This window comes from Candidatus Sysuiplasma jiujiangense (genome assembly GCA_019721075.1).
Classification (GTDB): Archaea; Thermoplasmatota; Thermoplasmata; order Sysuiplasmatales; family Sysuiplasmataceae; genus Sysuiplasma; species Sysuiplasma jiujiangense.
On sequence record JAHEAD010000009.1, the window covers coordinates 15561 to 35130 of the forward strand.

Genomic DNA, 19570 nt, shown 5'->3' on the forward strand with positions numbered 1-19570 from the left:
GGGTGTTGCAATGAATATCGGGATCATCGGATCCGGACAGCTCGGATGGATGATGATAATAGAGGGGAGGAAGCTACAGAACAGTTATTACATTCTGGACAGTGACCCGGGACCCGCGTCACGTGTTGCAGACGGATTCCTCCCCTTGAAGGAATACAGGAAGTTCGTGGACAGCTGCGACGTTGTGACATTTGAATTCGAGCACGTCGATGAGCATGCTCTTCTCTACGCCGAGAAGAAACATAAGCTTCGTCCTTCCATTGATGCGATAATGCTGAAAAGGGAAAGGGCGGCAGAAAAGGAATTTCTCAGTTCCGTTGGTGTACCGCTTGCGCGGTATACAATAGCCGACTCGGGAGAGGAGGCCATGAGGGATGCGAACAAATTCAAAAGAGCAGTGATAAAGGCGTCCCGTGGAGGCTATGACGGCAAGGGACAGTACTATTTCGACGCTTCGAAACCATATGCCGGCAGAATGCGGCTTCCTGCCGGAGAACGCTATGTGGTTGAGGAACACATAGACTTTGATTGCGAAGCATCCATAATAGCATCGAGGGATGAGAACGGCATAAAGAGATTCCACACGCCTTCCATGAACCGCAACGAGGGAGGGATCCTTTTCTATAACGATGCTCCGTTTGAAGACTTCGGCATGCGGGGTGTAGCCTCAAAAATACTCGACGCTCTGGATTATGTTGGCGTAATGGGGATAGAATTCTTCATCACTGGCAGCAGATGCATTGTGAATGAAATCGCTCCGAGGGTACACAACAGCGGCCATCATACACTGCACGGTTCGTCGATATCACAATTCGAGCAGCATCTCAGAACCATCACGGGCCTGCCGATTCCTGAACCTGTGCTGTACAAGCCCAGCGGGATAGTCAATTCTGTTGGAACAGAGATAACAAGGGAGGTTGAAATGAAGCTTCTCAAAATCCCGGAAACGCATTCATACCCATATGGCAAAAGGGAACTGAGGAAGAGGCGTAAAATGGGGCACGTGAACATCAATGCCGGCAGCAGGAGGGAGCTAGCCGAGCGAAGGAATGATGTGATCAGCGTGCTTTACGGGAAAGAGCCTCTGGATTTTTTCCTGCCCTGATCTTCAGGAAATCGTCAAATGCAACCGAAGCCCTCCTCAGCCTGTTCATTACAGCCAGACCGATCCCTCTTTCGCTGAATCCCTCGGCAACGATGACGTCGAAACGGGCTGAATCCGCCTCTCTTATCGTTCTGAACAGGTTGCTGCCGACAGTTGCCAGATCATTCCTGCTCCCTATCCTCACGACATTCCCGCCTGTTATACCGCATTCATCGGAAACCATTGCGCATACCTTCAGCCCCATGCTGCGGGTCTTTTTCAGCATTTCATCCATCCTTTCATCGACATCTTCGCCCGGTTCAACAAGAAGCAGCACCGCATTTGAAGGCGAATAGTGCCTGTGTTTCATACCCGGAGACGGCGCAGTTCCTTCTACCGGAGCTGACTGCAAAACGGCCGGGTGTACCTCCACATCTCCTATAAACGACATAAGCTGTTCTACTGTTACTGCGCCCGGCCTGAGAATCCTGGGTATATCGCGTGTAACATCGAGCACGGTTGATTCCAGCCCTATTTCGCTACGACCGCCGTCAATTATGAAATCAACGAGTCCGGACAATTCCATGATTGCCTGTGATGCTTCAGTGATACTGGGCATGCCCGAAAGATTTGCGCTCGGAGCGGCTACCGGCACACCCGCATACGCAATGAGTGTCTGCGCAACGCGCGCTGACGGCATCCTGACCGAGACTGTTTCCAGACCGCCGGTCACATTGCAGGGTATAAGCCTGCTCTTGCGCATAACCAGCGACAGCGGGCCAGGCCAGAATTTTTTCATCAATTTTTCCGCCGTATCCGGGACAGAATCCACAACTGCACTGAGCTGGTCGTAGTCGGAAACATGGACAATCAGAGGATTGTCAGCAGGTCTGCCCTTAACCCTGAATATACCAGAGACCGCTTTCTCCGAAAGTGCGTTTGCTCCCAGTCCGTAGACGGTTTCTGTCGGGAATACCACAAGTCCTCCCTTGCGGAGGCAATCCGACGCCTGCCTCAGCAAATCCGCACTGGCGTTGTCATGGATCCTGACTATTTTGGTTTCCTGCATTTACCCGGGACGTATCATTACAGCGCGTGGTTAAAAAAGGTTTGATATCCCTTTCAGAGCAGATGGAACGTCAGTATAATTGCAATGAACAGTATGGAAACAGTATTGACCACCTTGATGAGCGGGTTTATGGCAGGTCCGGCAGTATCCTTTGTTGCATCACCCACTGTATCCCCAACAACAGCTGCCTTGTGTGCGTCAGATCCCTTGCCTCCGTAATTTCCCTGTTCTATCAGCTTCTTGCCGTTGTCCCAGGCAGCGCCGCCCACAGTCATCATGATTGCAAGGCCAAAACCGCTCAGCACAACACCGATGAGCAGACCGCCGAGCGCAAGCGGTCCCAGAACGAATCCGACGATGAGCGGCGAGAGTATGCCGATCATTGCTGGCACAGCCAGCTGTCTCAGAGCCTCCTTTGTCACTACATCGACACACTTTCCGTAATCCGGCTTGTCCTTTCCTTCGAGTATTCGTGGATTGTTCCTGAACTGGTTCCTGACCTCGACAACAATGGCCTGCGCCGCCTTACCAACTGCGCCCATAAGGAAAGATGTGAAAAAGAACGGAAGCGTTGCCCCTATCAGCAGACCGCTCAGCACGAGCGGATTGTTAATTTCGAGGTCGGTAAATCCATGACCGGATATGTATGCATAATATGCCGCAAACAGCGCGAGAGCACCGAGCGCCGCCGAACTCACTGCATATCCTTTGGTCACTGCCTTGGTCGTGTTTCCAACGGCGTCCAGGGGGTCTGTTCTTTCCCTGACTTCCTCCGGAAGTCCGGCCATCTCCGCAATTCCGCCGGCGTTGTCTGTTATGGGACCGAATGCATCGACGGAGATTATCATTCCCGTAAGGGAAAGCATAGCCGCCGCAGTTATGCCGATGCCGTAAAGCCCGAAATCAGAAATGCTGTTTGTTATACCGCCACCCGTAATCGTATATGAGATGAGAACAGCACCGACAATCGTCAGGCTCTGCAGAAATGAGGATTGAAGACCCCAGCCGAGTCCCGTAATTATGTTCGTTCCGGCACCGGTTGTGGATGCCTTCGCTATTGATCTTACTGGTCTGAAGGGTGTGTCCGTATAATAATCGGTAATACCCATGATCAGGCCGACGACTATTATGCCTATTATTGAATCAACGAAGAGAGGCTCCACGTATTTCGCCGGGAGCAGGTAACTTGCGACGAAATAGAATCCGACTGCGGCTATCACCGCAGTTGCAATAATGCCCTTGTAGAGGGCGTTCATTATTTTCTGCGACTTGCCGAGCCGAACGAAGAAGACCCCGATGATAGACGCAAATATGGAAACAGATGCTATCCCCAGCGGATAAATGACGCCGTTGGAGCCGAGGGCAGTGTGGACGCTTACCAGCGTATACCCCAGGACCATTGTCGCCACTATTGTGACAACATATGACTCAAAGACATCGGCTCCCATCCCCGCGCAGTCACCGACGTTATCACCTACGTTGTCGGCTATAACTGCCGGATTTCTTGGATCGTCCTCAGGAATACCGACCTCCACCTTGCCTATCAGGTCGGCACCAACATCCGCGCCCTTTGTGTATATGCCTCCTCCCACCCTTGCGAACAGGCTGACGAGAGAGGCTCCAAACATGTAGCCAAGCATGTCTACCGGATTCCCGTTGTAGAAGAGGAACAGAAGCGACAGGCCGATAACCGCAAAGCCCACTATCGTAATGCCCGTCACGCTGCCTCCTCTGAACGCGACAGACAGACCGTCCTTCAACGATTTTCTTGCAGCGTTGGCTGTGCGGACGTTTGCCCTTATTGATACATTCATGCCGACGTAGCCGGCTATTGCCGAACTCGCGGCACCCACGGCGAATCCAATTGCCTCCTTCCATCCCAGCTGATGAACAAACGCTATTATTGCTGTTAAGATGATTGCAAATATGGCCACGGTGGAATACTGCCTGTTGAGGAATGCCTTCGATCCCGCCTGTATTGCCCTGGCGATATCTATCATCTTTTCACTGCCTTCATCCATTCTGAGAATTGTCAGTGTCTGCACGACAGCATAGATGAGAGCGATCAAAGCTGCAACTATCACGAAATCAATAAAATCCGACATTCCTGAAGGCACCAGTCGGAGGAAATTGAGAACCGATTAAATAATTTTCCTATAACCCTGTCCGAAATAACGCGAATTCTGGCGTTCAGCGATTTTTACTCACATTCGAACCATTCCCGCTTGGAGCGCCAGGCTCTCCTTCGGAGACGGCTCCACTCTCCGCGGACGTGATGCGAATGGGCAAAAGGCTTATTAACAGGACAACCTTGATGCGTTGAATCGCAGTAGGATGCCAAGAAGCCGCCGCACTTTACGCGCTTCTGCGGCAAAACGCCTTTGCAGAAGGCAAAAAATGCAAAGCATGAAGTAATATCTGGCGGGTAGAGTAAACTGCTTGCAGTAACGGTGTCCATAATCAGAATGTCTGGAAGGTAGTCGGTTTGTATCAGATTCAATCGAGGCATGGTGTCATAAGGGCTCCCCCGGAACGGCTGGGGGAAGATTACGAATTGCTCATATCTGAGCTGGCTCGTTCCACGTTTGAAGGAAAGCTGGATACAGAGGGAAAACTGGTCGTCATGGTTTCAAACATAGAACCCGACGGAAACGGGCGTGTCGTTCACGGCGATGGAGGCGTTTTCCAGTCGCTTAACTACGATGCGCTGCTTTTCCAGCCTTTGCTTCAGGAAGTCGTCGACGGGTATGTTGTCGACGTTATTAAATTCGGCGCATTCGTCAGGTTTGGCCCTTTCGACGGACTATTGCACATCAGCCAGATCATGGATGATAAACTGGATGTTGATGAAGGCGGAAAGAGAATAATCGGCAAGGAGACAAAGAGAGACATTAAAGTCGGCGACCGTGTAAGGGCACGCATAATATCCGTCAGCCTCAATGACAAAAATGTCAAGGAGAGCAAGATCGGCCTGACAATGAGACAGACGGGGCTCGGCAAGTTCGAATGGATCGAGGAAGACAGGAGCAAGAAGTCCAGGAAGGAGAAGGGAGAAATACCGGCTTAGGGTGACACCAATGGCAAACGTGAAGCAGCTCAAGGCCTGCAAGAATTGCAGTTATATTTCGGAAGAGGATACCTGTCCTCTGTGCGGGGGCCAGACTTCAAGGGAGTTTCAGGGGTATCTCATTGTCATAGATTACCAGAAGTCGGCAATCGCAAAGCAGATGGGAATTAATGTCAATGGCAAATTTGCGCTCCGGGTCAGATGAATTCGATCCGAAGGAGGATCTCTTCCTTCCGCCGGAACTCAGGAAGGAGCTTTCGAAGCAGTACCAGCCGCTGATAACACCGGGGGAGATTGCTGCGATATCGGAGAGTTGCGCGATCGTTGCCGTCGGTGACATGGTCTGCTACACTCTGGTTTCCAGCAGGGTGATCCCAAAGATTTCAGTTTTCGATTTCATGACGGAAAGGCACCGGATACCTGAGACCTGGTCCGATACCCTTCTTTCCACGCCAGGGGCGCAGCTGAGTGTCCGCAGTCCTCCCGGCTACCTCAGCCTTGAGATGTGGAACGCGCTGAAGCTTGCATGGGAGTTTCCCGGTCGGACAAAGATGATTGTGGACGGCGAGGAGGATCTCGCAGGCCTTGCGTCGATTTACCTGATGAAAGGTGCGATTGTTGTTTACGGCCTTCCTGGCATCGGCATGACGGCGATAAAATCGGACGAAACATCAAGGCAGACGGCATATTCGATACTTGCTGAAATGATACCTGTCTCCAGAATGAGATGAACTGATTCCACGGCGCCGGAGGGTCTATACGCAGAATTTAAATGTTAGTTAGATGTAGTGAGTAGAGGAATAAAGGTCGGAGCGATTTAAATGGACGTTGAAATTACATCAAGGAAGGAAAATCCGCTGCTCAACAGGATTGAAGTCAAGGCAGTGGTAAGGCATGCCAATTCACCCACGCCGGGGAGGGACGAAGTCAGGGAAGCAGTATCCAGATCACTCGGAAGCGCAAAAGAGGGCGTTGTCGTAGATTCAATGAAGAGCGTATTCGGAAAGCATGAAACTCTTGTCTTCGCGAAGATATACCCGAAGAAGGAAGATGCGCTCAAACTCGAAAGACGGCACATACTCGTCAGAAACAAGCTTGCGGAAAAGAAGCAGGCGGCACAGAAAGCGGTAAAGGCAGCGAAGCAGCAGGCGAAGTGATTTAATTGGCAAAGGGCAGGAACAGCATTTACGAAGTAAAGGACGGAAAGTTGAGCAGAACCAGGCGTACATGCCCGAAGTGCGGTCCCAGCGTGTTTCTGGCAAAACACAGGAACAGGGTGTCATGCGGAAAATGCGGATACGCTGAATTCGAGAAGAAATAATCCCTTTTTTTATACAGGAACAGCAGTCACCCGCTATCAGGGCCTGTAGTGTAGCGTGGATATCACAGGGGCCTCCGGTTCGTCAGGAGAAAGCCCCGGACCCGGGTTCAAAAGAGTGTATTCATTCTGAAACTCCCGGCAGGCCCGCTTATTTGCCTCTGCTTTCCGTTTCATACCGCAGGCGCGTTTCACAGAACCGGCAAAGTTAAAATTGTTGCAGCGGTGTTCCGATATCGTGCTGAGACTCCAGGGACGTGGACTGGCGGGAGGTTCGATTTCAGGCAGCGCAACACTGATCGATATGGATTCCGCCGTAACCGATGACAGGGTTGAATCAGGCATATTCATAATACGCGGCAATCTGTCTGAGGATATCCTGTCTTCGCTTCCGTTCAGGTGCGGCAAAGATGAGTGCGGCATGGTAATGTGTTCCGGCGTCCTGCCGAACACTCCCGGTTTCGGAAACGGAAACACGGTCGTGGCGGCCTCCGGATTTGACTGGGAGTATTTCAGGAATGGCGATTTCGTCCGCATTGACGGAACAAGCGGAACGGTTGAGATCGAGAACGTGACGGGGAAGGAGGTGGTAAATTGCGCTGTGAAGTATAACGACAGGCTTCTGCTTCTCAAGAGAAGCGGGCTTGTGGGCTCATTCCGGGGAAAATGGGCTTCCGTAAGCGGTTATGTGGAGGAGGGTGAAACGCCGTATGCTGCCGCCCTGAAGGAACTAAGGGAGGAAATATCGGCGGAAGGAGTCTCCCTGTTAAGGGCGGGGAAGCCGGTGGTAACCAGGAAGGAAGCCACCGTGTGGATATCCTATCCCTTCCTTTTCACACTCGAAAACGATTCCATCACGATTGACTGGGAACACACTGAATACAGATGGGTAAAACCCGATGAACTTCCGGCATATGATACTGTCCCGGGTTTCGGAAAGGGCCTGGCTGCACTCGGAATCATCTGAATTCAGATGATTTTGTCGACCTCTTTCTGCAGAACCTTCAGATCCTTCTCATTCATGGACTCGGGATTGACCGAAAGCAGAAGTATAGACTTAGATTTTGCCGCTGTATCCTTCAGGTACTGGATCAGCCGGACAACTGAAGCAAATGTGTTGTTTGATATCAGATATTCTGTACCGTCAATAAACGCAATTCCCGAGTCCTTTGAGAAGAAGTCATTGACCTGGAGGGAGATTGTCTCCAGATCACTCGGTTTCACTGCATTTTTACCGCCGACCGCGGTAAGCCATATTATCCTGCAGTTGCTGACACCGTATTTCTTTTCGAGCTTCTCCGGGAATTCCCTTGTGATAAGAAATCCGTTCAGGCCGCTCTCCATGGCAGATCTGAATATCGCCATTCCTTTGTCGGGCTTGTCCTCGAAAATCGCATACGTTTCACCTGACTCAATGACGAATGTTTCATCCTCCTCCGTAGCCGCTGGAGCCTGCTGTTCCGGCGCAGTCTCGGCCGCACTCTTTTCCTGCGCAGGCTGTGCGGCTTCGGGCTGTGCGGCAGCCTTCGTCCTGGAAAGAGCTATCACGAGATCATTCCTGTCTATCTTCCAGGCTTCCTTCAATTCACCCGCGGCATTTGCTACAATCTCGAGAGATCCTATCCTGCACTCCGATGAGATTACGCTGTTCCATTCAACTATCGCTTCAAGGAGCGACCCGGATGTTGCTATCTGTGCGTGCACGTACTCGTCCACGTTCAGGCCCATTTCCTTTCTCATCTTCTGTATCCTGCGCATGACCTCCCTTGAGAGTGATTCAAGCTCCAGTTTCCTGTCCATGTTGAAATCAACATAAACGGTTGCGAAAGGAAGATCAATCTGGGCGACATTGCGCGGAAGCGTGTAGCTGAAAGACACCATGTTCTCCTCGATCTTGATTGTCTGTCCCTCTATACCGAGGGAATAAGAACCTCCCTTGATGCCGTTTATAACCTCCGCTGCCGGTCTTATCTTGAGCATCATTGCAATTTTACCTGACCACTGCCGGTAAACCTTTCCTATTGCGTTTGGATCCGGCACAACAGTGAGAACGAGTTCCTCCCATTCCTGCGCCGGCTGAAGCAGTTTGCTCGACTTTGCGTTGCACTGCTTCTCAATGATATCGAGCATCCTGCCTATGCTCTTCCTGTTACTGTCGTCGACCGGCTTTATGACGATCCTCGAAAGGGGCCACCTGAGCTTCATACCCGTCTCCTGTCTTGATTTCAGGACCGCCTCGACGATCTGCCTGGCAAGCACCATATCGGCTTCCAGTTTTGCGTCCCTGAGCACATCGATGACCTCCGGCCATGTGGAAAGATGAACGGAGAGCGCTTCAGGATTCATGGCCCTGAATATTTCCTCAGAAATAAAAGGCGTGAACGGCGCCAGCAGTTTTGATACCGCAGTAAGGACATAATGCAGAACTGTGTATGTTTCCGCTTTTTCCCTGCTTTCCTCTTCAGTCCATGTCCTGTCCCTCACCATTCTGACGTACCAGCGGGAAAGGTCCTCCACAATGAAATCATCAATTGAGCGCAGTGCCTTATGGACCTCCAGTGCATCGATTAAACCTGTGGCATCTCCAATAACGGACTGCGTCTTCGAAAGTATCCATCTGTCTTCGATCTTCAGCGATCCTGCAAGAGCCTTCCAGTCAACGGGTGAACTCTTGAAATTATCAAGCGACATATACGTGGATGCGAAATTGTAGACATTCCAGAGTATGTTGAGCGTCTTTCGTGCATTCTTCGGACCATCCTGCTGAAATGAAATATCATCCCATGGGGCCCTTGAGCCGAGAATATAGAAGCGCAGGGCATCTGCCCCGTCGCTTTCTATTACTTCCATCGGGTCGACAACGTTGCCGAGGCTCTTGTGCATCTGCCTGCCTCTCGAATCGTTGACCCAGCCATGCAGAAGAGCCGACTCGAACGGTGCCCTGTTGAACATAATCAGCGATGTGGCAATCTGGGAATTGAACCATCCCCTTGTCTGATCTCCTGCCTCGGTTATCCATTTGCCAGGCCACCAGATGTCGAATTCCTTCCTGTCGGCGTTGTAATTGAGGGATGCCCATGAGCAGATGCCGGAATCGAACCAGACGTCAAGCACATCCGGTACTCTATTCATCTCCCCCCCGCACTTCTCGCACTTGAATACAACAGCGTCAATCGATGGTCTGTGCAGGTCCATTCCTTCGACGTAGTTGCGCCCGCCTGAAAGTTCCGAGACAGAGGATATCAGCCGTTCCGAGCTGCATTTGGCGCATCTCCACACGGGAATTGGTGTCCCCCAGAAGCGCTGACGCGAAATGCACCAGTCCTTCAGGTTCCTGGCCCATTCTGCCTGTCTGGACGAGCCGGCCCAGTCAGGCACCCATTTTATCCTGTTTATCTCCTCAAGCATTCGTTCCCTGAGCTCTGTGGCCCTTATGTACCACTGCATCGTGGAACGGTAGATTATAGGCGTTTTGCATCTCCAGCAGTTGCCGTACCTGTGTTTTATCCTTCCGGAATAATAAAGCAGCCCCGTCCGTTTCAGTTCGCCGATTATTAAGTCGTTGCACTGGCTTACCCGTTTTCTGCTGATGTCTTTTCCTGCATCATCTGAATAGGTACCGTCGTCCAGCACGGGACAGTATATATCCAGATTGAATTTTTTCCCGAGATTGAAATCTTCAGGCCCGTGGCCAGGGGCAGTGTGGACAAGCCCGGTGTATTCCAGTTCCACGCTATCCGACGGTATTACCTTCCAGCTCCATTCCCCTTCCTTGCCTTTTTTGGCAAAACCCTCCAGCGGAAATGTGTATGCTTTGCCCACCAGATCGCTTCCCTTCATCACCCTGACGATCTCGTATTCCTCCTGGTCAGACAGCGAGCCTATTTCCTCTGCCTTCTGCTCCAGAACGATGAGTTTCTCGGTAATCTGCCCCTTCTTTCTGTACTCCACCTCTGCATAATCCATATCGGGGTGCACTGCGACTGCCATGTTGGCAACCAGTGTCCAGGGAGTGGTCGTCCAGATGAGCAGCGAATAATCGCTGTCCTTCAGGGGAAAGCGGACATAAATGCTCGGATCTTCTTTCTCGACGTACTCTATCTCCGCCTCTGCAAGCGCTGTTCCGCATCTGTAACACCACTGGGTGCTCCTCTCGCCAAGGAACAGGAGTCCGGCATCCATTGCCTTTTTGAGAGTCAACCATGCCGTCTCGGTGAATGAGCGCTCGATTGTCATGTACGGCTTGTCCCAGTCCATCCAGACACCCAGACGCCTGAACTGCTGCGTCATATTGTTGAGATTCTTAAGCGCGAATTTTCTGCATTCGGAGACAAACCTGTCAATGCCAATCTTCTCTATATCCTTCTTTGTCTTTATGCCGAACGACTTCTCGACGTTGACTTCAATGGGAAGGCCATGCATGTCCCAGCCCGGCTGATCGCGGACATTGTAGCCGTTCATCCGCCAGAAGCGTATCCTCAGATCCTTGAGCGACTTGTTCAGGGCGGTGCCCGCGTGGATGTCGCCGGTAGTGTACGGAGGCCCGTCCAGAAAATAAATTTTCTGTCCTTCGCTGCGCATGCTTTTGAGCTTGCCGTAAATGTCGCTGTTTGACCAGTATTCGGCTATTTCCCTTTCCACCTTGGCGGGATCGTAATTTCCTTCAGCTTTCTTTATCATCGAAAGCACCATCGACTTTCTAACCACTACAGGGCTTCTGTATTTAATTATCACCCATTGAGTTAGCCTTTCTGACCTTCACATCCACCGGTCAAGGCTTTCCTGCGAGCCGATATCGGCAGAAGCAAGGCTTTCGACCGCCTGAAGCACATTGCTCTCCGAGAATTCATGCTCCCTGCAAAGGAAACTGATGAGCCCGTCTCTGTCCGGACGCCTCCATCTTAGCGCATAGCTTTCTATGAATTTCGGCTTCAGAAAAATCGAACGGACATCCTTGACATTGTCCTGCCCAATCTCTTCAATAAAAGGTGTGTTTTCTATAGCCCCTTTTTCCTTTATGAGCTTGAGGGCCTTCTTTGGCCCTATTCCAGACACGCCTTCGTTGAAATCCGTTCCTACAAGTATCGCAATGTCGACAAGCTGATCGCGCGTGATATCTAGTTTCCTCAGCGTTTCCTCGAGATACATGATTTCAACGCTCACTTCTCTGAACGCCTTCCTTCCAGGCATCTTTCTCCTGTTTGAAAGCGTCAGGTTTCTTACGCATCTCGGAGCGCCAAAAAGCAGGCTGTCAAAATCCTGGGAGCCTATGGCCCACACATCGCCCCTTGCCGCCATGACGCTTGCCTGCGCTTCCCCGTCTTCAGGGGCGGTGAGGAACGGTATGCCCATCAGTTCGAGGATTCTCATGGACTCCGTTATTATCTGTTCGTTGAGTCTGGTGGTCTGCATGGCGAAGCTGTAAGCTTTTTCCATGTCCTTTTTTTCTAGCGCCTCCCTGTATTTGGCCTCAGCAGCCATCTTTGACTCTTTCCTCTTCTCAAGCGTCTTTGCCTTCATGCTGTTAGGTATGCCATCGAAGACGTACACAGGCCGTATACCTGCGAGAAGCAGCCTGGCATTTCTGTGGAGGAGTCCTATCAGATGTGAAGTCGGCCTGCCGTCTTTATCCGAAAGTGGTCTTCCGTCCAGCTGCCGGATAGCCGAAACAAACTGGTAGATTGCATTGTACGCGTCAATTGCAATTACCCGTCCCCTGAGCGATTCGAGGTCTATTTCGCTCCTTTCCACAATTGAAGCAATATTGACGCCCAAAGCATTTCACTTCATTGTCAATGGCTCTTTGTTTCGCTCCCGTAAAACGTGAATACGACCGCAAGGGTATATGTCAGCAGTATTATGATGAAGAGTATGTTGACGTTGAAATAGACAAAAAGCACAAAGAGCACTGCCGGAATAATCACACCGAGCAGCACATACAATCCGTTTTCCAGTTTCCTGCTCATAAGATCCTGCGCTCCATTTTATCTGGTCTGAGTACTTAATAATTGCCGGTGTTCACAGGTAGCCGGATTTCTGGAGAAGCATGATATCCTCGGTGCTCAATTTTTCACCCTTCTTGAATCGTTCAAACACTTCCTGCGCCTCCCTGTTTACCCTTTCCATGTCTTCCATGCCGTACGGTCTCTTGAGTTTCTGCCTTATGCCGTAGAGGAGTTTGTCATAGTCGTGGACCTGGTGGATTGCTTCAATATGCTTCCTGTGTTCCTCGTCGGCCTTAATCTTTGCCTCCACGAATTTTGCCTGGAATTCGTCGGCCCTTTTCCTCACTTCATCGGCGGTATCATACAGCTCCATCATACGATCATGCTCATTCTGTGCCTCTTCTGCAAGCTCCGACACCCGCCTATGAAATTCTTCTGCCTTGTCCCTGGCCTCGTTCACCTGCTTGAAAAGCTCAGAATATTTCGGGTTTGCCTGCAGGGATGACTCCCTCTTCCTGATCTCTGTCTGCACTTTTGACATCTGTTCCACGATTTCCTTTTCCTTTTCCGGCGTGAGAACAGATGTCATCTGCTTGAATTCGAGTGCTTTCAGATCCCGTTTAAGTTTTGAAATGGGGGCGCCTGTCCTGGGCGACATGGTACGCCGCAGTTCGACGAGTTCTGCGGCAAGATCCGTGTACTTTTTGTTCCATATCTCCCTCTGCTCCTTTGCCTCCTTCACCTGCTCGTTAAGTTCGTCCCTTCGTCTTTTGTGCTCCCCGGCCTCCTCAATGAGTTTGCGCACCTCGCTGTTATGTTTGTCTCTCTGATCGGCAAATTGCCTTGTAACATCGTTCAGCTCATCCCTGCTTTTCCTTCTGCGTTCCGCTTCGAGATTGAGCAAATCTCTTTTCTGTTCTATTTCTTCAACAGAAATCTCTTCGGCTTCCAACAATACACTCCCTGGCGCCTAGGGCACAGAACAACGTTTATTATGCACATATAAATAAGATTTGCCTACAGGCTTTTGCATCCAAAAATCCAATCTGCTTCCGCTTCCAAAATCAAATAGGACAGAGATGAACCGGTCATCAGGTCTCTATCCCTGGGCAAGACGGCGCAGCGGTTGAATACAGAATTAAATTGAAATACTGCCGCGACTCCTAATCATTTTTAGTGCAGGAACTGGTATTGGGGAAGATTTCAATTACCGGGCAGGAAGGCTGAATCAGCTCTTTGAATCAGCTCTTTGACTTGTCCAGATCTTCCGCTCTCTTCATGTAGTGGGCGGAATTGACTTCATGCGTTCTCTGTTTCTGCAGATACGCGATCGATTTCTGCTTCAGCCTGGTTGCCTTCTCTGTCAGGGACGCGGCCTTTGCCAGATAGTTGTTGGCCTGTTTCTGGAGTTTTGCCTCCTCATGCTCAAGTCTTGTGATCTTCATATCCCTGTCATCTGCATTGGGCGCAGAACCAGCAGCGCCCTGACTGTTGCTCCCGGCCGGAGAATTCCGCAGGTCTGCGGCCGATTTTCCTTTTGTCTTCGCCTGTTCCTGAATGGCAGTGGCCTCCTGTCTCAACTGGTTTGCCTTGTGAAGCATGGCCGCCGCCCTCTTTTCGGCTTTCTTTGATTTGAGAAGGAATTTCGATGCTTTGTTCCTGTGCCTCATACCTTTGGATCTGAGCTTGGCTACCTGCCGGTGGATGTCGGCATTGTGTTTCGCCCTGGCCATGTCGTAAATGTTGTTATCCTGATCTGTATATTCCGCTGAAATGGCATCCCCGCCGCCTGTGACCTTGTTTGAATCACCATCGCCGCCTGACTGATTGCCTGACATATCTGATCATTTTCCTGACTGGTATTTTCCTGACCGGTAAATTCATTATGTAATATTCAGTAAATAAAATATAGCCTGTCATTATGCCATCCGGGGATTCTCAGCATCACGCAGGGATAAGAAAAAACTCTCCTGCCGGCGAACAGCGCCTGCATAACCATTCAGCCGACGTTTTCAGCAATCCAGTTAAGTATGACGATACACTGGTCAGAATGAAGACTCCTTTTGGAGATCGAAATCCTTTTCGGATCAACTGATTCAAGAAGTTTTTCCTCGCCTGGCGTCAAATCCCTGTGATCGCCGAGAAAGGAAGTAAAAGGTATCGACAGCGACTGGACAGGCTGGCCGTCCTCCCTGAGATAGTACGGTGTGGTGGAGGCAGAGATGGATTTCAGCAGTACGGCGGCTGGTGCGTTGATGAAATAAATACCGGGACTCGAAAAACCCTCCGTTGTTTTAACGGACCTGAGCAGTGCGTTTCTGAGCAACGATGCGGTTGATCTTTCATCAGGATTCAGATATCTTACAGTCGAACCGAAAATTATGATCTCCAGAGAGGTTTCAGCTTCGGCATTCAGTATGAATGCAACTGTTGCATCCTTCCGAATCATATTCGATGCAAGAAGAGCGGAGGTAAGGCACCTGGCGGCCACATCTGCTCTTCCGCCGCTACCCGGTAGATCATTAAGGCTGAAACTGCCGTCGCGGGGGACATCATGCAGGAAAATTACAAAACGTTTGGACCCCAATGGAAGGGCGTCAGTCATCAGTTGCCTTCTGCTCCTTCATCTGTTTCATCAGCTGTCTCCTTATCTGCCTGTTTCCCAGGAAACCCTTGACGGCTCTGCGAGAGAGATTGTACTGCTTGAGCAATTCCCTCACATTTCTCTGCTCAACACCCGCCCCCCTTGCAATGCGTATTATCCTGCTCGATTTGATGACTTTTGGATTGTCCAGCTCCTCGTTTGTCATTGAATCCATTATGACCCGGAACCGCTGCAGTTTCTGCTGCAGCTCGTCCGGGTCAATGTCCTTTTTCATACCCGGCATACCGGGCAGCATAGACATTATCTTCTTCAAAGGGCCGACATCAGCCATCATCTCCATCTGCTCATACATTTCCCTGAGCGTGAAGTGGCCTGACATAATTTTGCGAGCTGTTTCTTCGGCCCTGTCCTCGTCTATCGTCTCCTTCATCTTTTCGAGAAGAGCATGTAGATCGCCCATGCCGAGCAGCCTGGAAATGAATCGTTCGGTGTCAAACGTTTCCAGGTCCTCCAGATGTTCCCCGGTTCCTATGAATATTATCGGAGCCCCGGTATGACCTACGGCACTGAGTGCACCTCCGCCTTTCGCGGTCCCGTCCATTTTGGTGAGTATTACGCCGTTGACGTTTACAGCATCATGAAATGCCTTTGCCTGTGCACCGGCCTGCTGCCCCACCGAGGCGTCCAGCACCAGTATCCTCTGCTCAGGTTTGACAAAATCCTCAATCCGCTTTATTTCATCTATGAGATCCTGTTCGAGGGAATGCCGGCCGCTCGTATCTATAATCTTGACGTCGAGGGCCGAAAACTGCCTGATACCCTCCCTTACAATTTTCATTGCATCCTTTTCATTCCTGATGCCGAAAACAGGAACCTTGATCTCTTTGCCAATCTGTTCAAGCTGGTCATAAGCAGCCGGGCGGTGGACATCGGCCGCAATGAGTCCCACGCTCAATCCCCTTTTGAACAGGAATCTGGCGAGTTTGCCGGCGGTCGTTGTCTTGCCCTGACCGTATAGACCCACGAGCATTATATTCTGCTTCTCCCGGGGAAGCTGTCTTGATTCACCGAGGATTGATGCCAGTTCCTCATAAATGATCTTTATAACATGCTCCTTGAGGCTCGCACCTGCCTGAAGCTTCTCGTTGAGAGCCCTCTCCTCCAGCTTCTTCGAAAGGGACAGCACAAGATTCACGTTGACATCGGCTTGCAACAGCGCTCTCTGGATGTCTTTCACAATTTCCTTCAGGAATTTTTCATCAATGTTTGCAGAACCGGTTATCCTCTTGACAATCGAACGGAGCGATTCACCGAGACCTTCAAGAACCAGAATACCACCTCAGAACTGACATCTCTTCCGCATGGACAGATATGTCACTATTTTTAGCTTTACAATTTAGCTTTACAAAAATCCCTTTAGAAAGGGATGGGCCAGTTTTGTCAGAAGGGATGGGATGCACTCTAACAACTAGCCCAAAACCCTGTCTTTTATCATAGAGACACTACTATTAAAACATTTCTGATTGTCTTTGCGTGAGGTGGAAGGAGGGGTTTGACAGTGCTTGCTTAATGCCGAGATTGCACATACATATCCAAGGCTTCGGTTCTAAAGAGACAGTTAGGTTTCAGGTAGTTCATGAACCGGCGACCCCTGAATTCAGATAATATATCAAAATCTGCCTGAAAAACAGATCCGCATGTCTTTTTTCTGTATAGACTTAAATACTTGTTTTCTCTTGAAAGAGATGAAAATCCTTTTTTTTAAGCTTGGCAGGGATTCGCTGATGGAACTTTCAGAACTGAAGAAGGGAACGACGACCATAGGGATAGCGTGCAAGGACGGAACAGTACTGGCCTCCGAAACAAGAGCCACCATGGGAAACCTGATCGCGCACAAGCATGCCGATAAAATTTACAAGCTTGATGACAACCTCGGAATGACGACAGCGGGCCTTGTCGGGGACGATCAGGCTCTTGCGAGATACGTGAGGGCCGAGGTTGAGCTGCACAGACTGAAAAGCGCATCCTTCATGAGCGTGAAGGGCGCAGCAACGCTGACTGCAAACATTTTGCAGTCCAACAGATACATGCCTTTTTATGTCGGCCTGATCATAGGCGGTATCGACGGAGGCAAGTCCAGCGTATACGGTCTGGATGCGGCCGGCGGCATGACGGACGACGAATATGTTTCAATAGGATCAGGTTCGCCGTTCTCCCTTGGTGTACTGGAAGATCACTTTGAATCCGGCATGAATGTCAACGAGGCGACTGACATAGCAATAAGGGCCCTCCATTCTTCAATGGAAAGAGATTCCGCGAGCGGCGGAAAGGCTGTTGTTGTGAACATCACCTCCAAGGGATACGTAAAGCTTGACGAGAAGGAGATAGACAAGAGATGGTCCAGGATCCAGAAATCATCTCAATGAAACGGTTTAACTGACATATTTCTCACATCAAAGCGATTTGGGATTTACTCTCATTGAACAGAGTTTCAAATGAATCCGGAAGGTAAGTAGCAGATGAGTCTAGAAAGAATGCTTGAAGAAGTTAACGAAGCGGTAAAGAAAATTTTCCCTGCAGATATTGAGATTGCAAACATAGATTTCGAAGCTTCTGTGGTGGTAATATACATCAGGAATTTCGAAAAATTTTCACAGAACACGGAACTGGTAAGACAGCTTGCCCAGTCTCTGAAGAGAAGAGTGGATATAAGGCCGGATCCATCATTGCTGGCAGACAAGGATGAGGTCGAAAAAAAGATCAGGTCAATTATACCGGACGAAGCACAGGTAATGGACATATTCTTTGACGATGAAACCGGCGAGGTTGTTATCGAGGCGATAAGCCCCGGTTCGGTGATAGGAAAGCAGGGGGCAGTTCTCAACGAGATCAAAAGAGAGACCGGCTGGGCGCCCAAGGTTGTTCGTGCTCCACCAATCGCATCCAAGACAATAAACGACATCAGGACATACATGAGGACGATATCAAACGAGCGGAAGGACTTTCTCAGGAAGGTGGGTAGACGACTTTACAGGGCCAGGATGGAAGGGGAAGGCTGGATACGCATAACATCCCTGGGAGGTTTCAGGGAGGTTGGAAGAAGCTCCACACTGCTCAGCACCAGGGAGAGCAAAGTTCTCATAGACTGCGGATTGGGAACATCGGATCAGGACAGCGGCGGGCCAAATGTTCCGGCGCCCTATCTCAGTGCACCTGAACTGCAGCCCATCGAATCGATTGATGCCGTCGTTATTACGCATGCTCACCTTGACCACACAGGCCTGCTGCCGGCGCTTTTCAAGTATGGTTATGACGGCCCTGTTTACTGCACCCCTCCCACGCGCGATATGATGTCGATGCTCCAGCTTGATATGATCAAGGTTGCGTTCGGAGAGGGCAAGAAGCCTCCTTATGAATCATCCCATATCAGAAAGGAGGTCGCAAACTGCATAACACTGAAATACGGTGAAACTACAGACATAGCACCGGATATCAGGCTAACCTTCCAGAACGCGGGCCATATTCTAGGTTCTGCTGTATGCCACTTCCACATAGGCGAAGGGCTGTACAACATAGCATTCAGCGGCGACATAAAGTACGAAAAGACATGGCTGTTCAATCCGGCAAACAACAAATTCCCAAGACTGGAGGCACTTGTTCTGGAGGCAACGTATGGCGGCTACAAGGACATACAGGCATCACGGCAGGAAGCTTCGATAGGTCTCAAGGAGATCGTAGAGAGGGTTCTCGGCAGGCAGGGAAAGGTCATAATTCCCGTTTTCGCAGTAGGCAGATCGCAGGAAATGATGCTAGTACTGGAGGAACTTATGAGAACCGGTCAGGTGCCGACCATTCCAGTCTGGCTCGACGGGATGATCTGGGAAGCTACAGCCATTCACACAGCCTATCCGGAATACCTTAACAGCCAGCTAAGAACGCAGATATTCCAGAATGGAGAGAATCCATTTCTCTCACCCATATTCCGAAGGGTCGACAGCAGTGAGACAAGAAACAGGATACTCAACGACACGGAACCCTGCATCGTCCTCGCCACATCGGGAATGATGAACGGCGGGCCTGTAATGGAGTACATGAAACACTGGGCAGACGATCAGAGAAATACGCTCATATTCGTCGGTTATCAGGCCGAGGGAACGCTTGGCAGAAAGATCCAGCGCGGTGCAAAGGAACTGCAGATGAGCGAGCATGGCCAGCAGATAGCGGTGCCCATAAACCTGAATATCGAGACTGTAGACGGTTTCAGCGGCCATTCGGACAGAAGACAGCTGCTTAACTTTGTTTCCAGCATGGAGCCGAAGCCCAGCAGAATATTCCTTGGACATGGCGAAGAGCACAAGTGCCTTGAGCTCGCGAGCACCATACACAAGAAATTCGGCATTGAAACTAAGGCGCCGATGAATCTGGAGACCGTCAGGCTCAGGTGAAAACTTCCCTTATCCTGACCTTTATCGCGGGAAAACA

At 50.4% G+C, this 19570-nt stretch carries 18 protein-coding genes and 1 tRNA gene; 10 read left to right on the top strand and 9 right to left on the bottom strand.

What is annotated here, in order from left to right; all coding sequences use genetic code 11:
- Positions 1–10 precede the first annotated feature (10 nt).
- Positions 11–1105 carry a 5-(carboxyamino)imidazole ribonucleotide synthase gene (locus KIS29_06280; protein MBX8639928.1) on the top strand — a complete coding sequence of 365 codons (1095 nt, stop codon included), beginning with the start codon at positions 11–13 and terminating at the stop codon, positions 1103–1105.
- On the opposite strand, the gene KIS29_06285 is transcribed toward KIS29_06280, so the two are convergent.
- A complete protein-coding gene (locus KIS29_06285; protein ID MBX8639929.1) occupies positions 1059–2153 on the bottom strand; it encodes a threonylcarbamoyl-AMP synthase in 1095 nt (364 codons plus the stop codon). The genes KIS29_06280 and KIS29_06285 overlap by 47 nt on opposite strands.
- A 53-nt stretch (positions 2154–2206) precedes the next feature.
- Positions 2207–4258 carry a sodium-translocating pyrophosphatase gene (locus KIS29_06290; protein MBX8639930.1) on the bottom strand — a complete coding sequence of 684 codons (2052 nt, stop codon included), beginning with the start codon at positions 4256–4258 and terminating at the stop codon, positions 2207–2209.
- 380 nt (positions 4259–4638) lie between these two features.
- Between KIS29_06290 and KIS29_06295 the strand changes: the two genes are divergently transcribed.
- The 7 genes from KIS29_06295 (at position 4639) to KIS29_06325 (ending at position 7505) form a co-directional block, all read left to right on the top strand.
- Positions 4639–5220 carry a DNA-directed RNA polymerase gene (locus KIS29_06295; GenBank protein ID MBX8639931.1) on the top strand — a complete coding sequence of 194 codons (582 nt, stop codon included), beginning with the start codon at positions 4639–4641 and terminating at the stop codon, positions 5218–5220.
- 10 nt (positions 5221–5230) lie between these two features.
- Entirely contained in the window at positions 5231–5425 is a 195-nt protein-coding gene (locus KIS29_06300) for a DNA-directed RNA polymerase, subunit E'' (protein MBX8639932.1), read from the top strand.
- A complete protein-coding gene (locus tag KIS29_06305; GenBank protein MBX8639933.1) occupies positions 5397–5951 on the top strand; it encodes a DUF359 domain-containing protein in 555 nt (184 codons plus the stop codon). Before KIS29_06300 ends, KIS29_06305 begins: the two co-directional genes overlap by 29 nt.
- 90 nt (positions 5952–6041) lie before the next feature.
- Positions 6042–6377, top strand: coding sequence for a 30S ribosomal protein S24e (gene rps24e / locus KIS29_06310; protein MBX8639934.1), 336 nt, complete (start codon positions 6042–6044; stop codon positions 6375–6377).
- A 5-nt stretch (positions 6378–6382) separates the two neighbouring features.
- Positions 6383–6541: a 30S ribosomal protein S27ae gene (locus KIS29_06315; GenBank protein ID MBX8639935.1), complete on the top strand. Its 159-nt coding sequence runs from the start codon at positions 6383–6385 to the stop codon at positions 6539–6541.
- Between the two features lie 39 nt (positions 6542–6580).
- Positions 6581–6688: transfer RNA gene (locus KIS29_06320), tRNA-Arg, on the top strand.
- A gap of 277 nt (positions 6689–6965) precedes the next feature.
- Entirely contained in the window at positions 6966–7505 is a 540-nt protein-coding gene (locus tag KIS29_06325; protein MBX8639936.1) for an NUDIX pyrophosphatase, read from the top strand.
- 2 nt (positions 7506–7507) lie between these two features.
- On the opposite strand, the gene ileS is transcribed toward KIS29_06325, so the two are convergent.
- The 7 genes from ileS to KIS29_06360 form a co-directional block, all read right to left on the bottom strand.
- A complete protein-coding gene (gene ileS, locus KIS29_06330; protein MBX8639937.1) occupies positions 7508–11245 on the bottom strand; it encodes an isoleucine--tRNA ligase in 3738 nt (1245 codons plus the stop codon).
- A 51-nt stretch (positions 11246–11296) separates the two neighbouring features.
- The gene (gene fen / locus KIS29_06335; GenBank protein MBX8639938.1) at positions 11297–12313 is read right to left on the bottom strand and encodes a flap endonuclease-1; all 1017 of its coding nucleotides are present in this window, start codon (positions 12311–12313) and stop codon (positions 11297–11299) included.
- 17 nt (positions 12314–12330) lie between these two features.
- Positions 12331–12504: a hypothetical protein gene (locus KIS29_06340; protein MBX8639939.1), complete on the bottom strand. Its 174-nt coding sequence runs from the start codon at positions 12502–12504 to the stop codon at positions 12331–12333.
- A 52-nt stretch (positions 12505–12556) separates the two neighbouring features.
- On the bottom strand, positions 12557–13435 hold the full coding sequence (locus KIS29_06345; GenBank protein ID MBX8639940.1) for a phosphoserine phosphatase: 879 nt from the start codon (positions 13433–13435) through the stop codon (positions 12557–12559).
- A 289-nt stretch (positions 13436–13724) separates the two neighbouring features.
- Positions 13725–14321, bottom strand: a complete 597-nt coding sequence (locus tag KIS29_06350) for a hypothetical protein (protein ID MBX8639941.1) — start codon at positions 14319–14321, stop codon at positions 13725–13727.
- Between the two features lie 161 nt (positions 14322–14482).
- The gene (locus tag KIS29_06355) at positions 14483–15088 is read right to left on the bottom strand and encodes a tRNA (pseudouridine(54)-N(1))-methyltransferase TrmY (protein MBX8639942.1); all 606 of its coding nucleotides are present in this window, start codon (positions 15086–15088) and stop codon (positions 14483–14485) included.
- On the bottom strand, positions 15081–16418 hold the full coding sequence (locus KIS29_06360; protein MBX8639943.1) for a signal recognition particle protein Srp54: 1338 nt from the start codon (positions 16416–16418) through the stop codon (positions 15081–15083). The genes KIS29_06355 and KIS29_06360 overlap by 8 nt, the downstream gene beginning before the upstream one ends.
- Positions 16419–16872: 454 nt before the next feature.
- Between KIS29_06360 and psmB the strand changes: the two genes are divergently transcribed.
- Complete coding sequence (psmB, locus tag KIS29_06365; protein ID MBX8639944.1) at positions 16873–17514, top strand: archaeal proteasome endopeptidase complex subunit beta; 642 nt, start codon at positions 16873–16875, stop codon at positions 17512–17514.
- Positions 17515–17607: 93 nt separating this feature from the next.
- Entirely contained in the window at positions 17608–19533 is a 1926-nt protein-coding gene (locus KIS29_06370) for a beta-CASP ribonuclease aCPSF1 (protein MBX8639945.1), read from the top strand.
- Positions 19534–19570 lie beyond the last annotated feature (37 nt).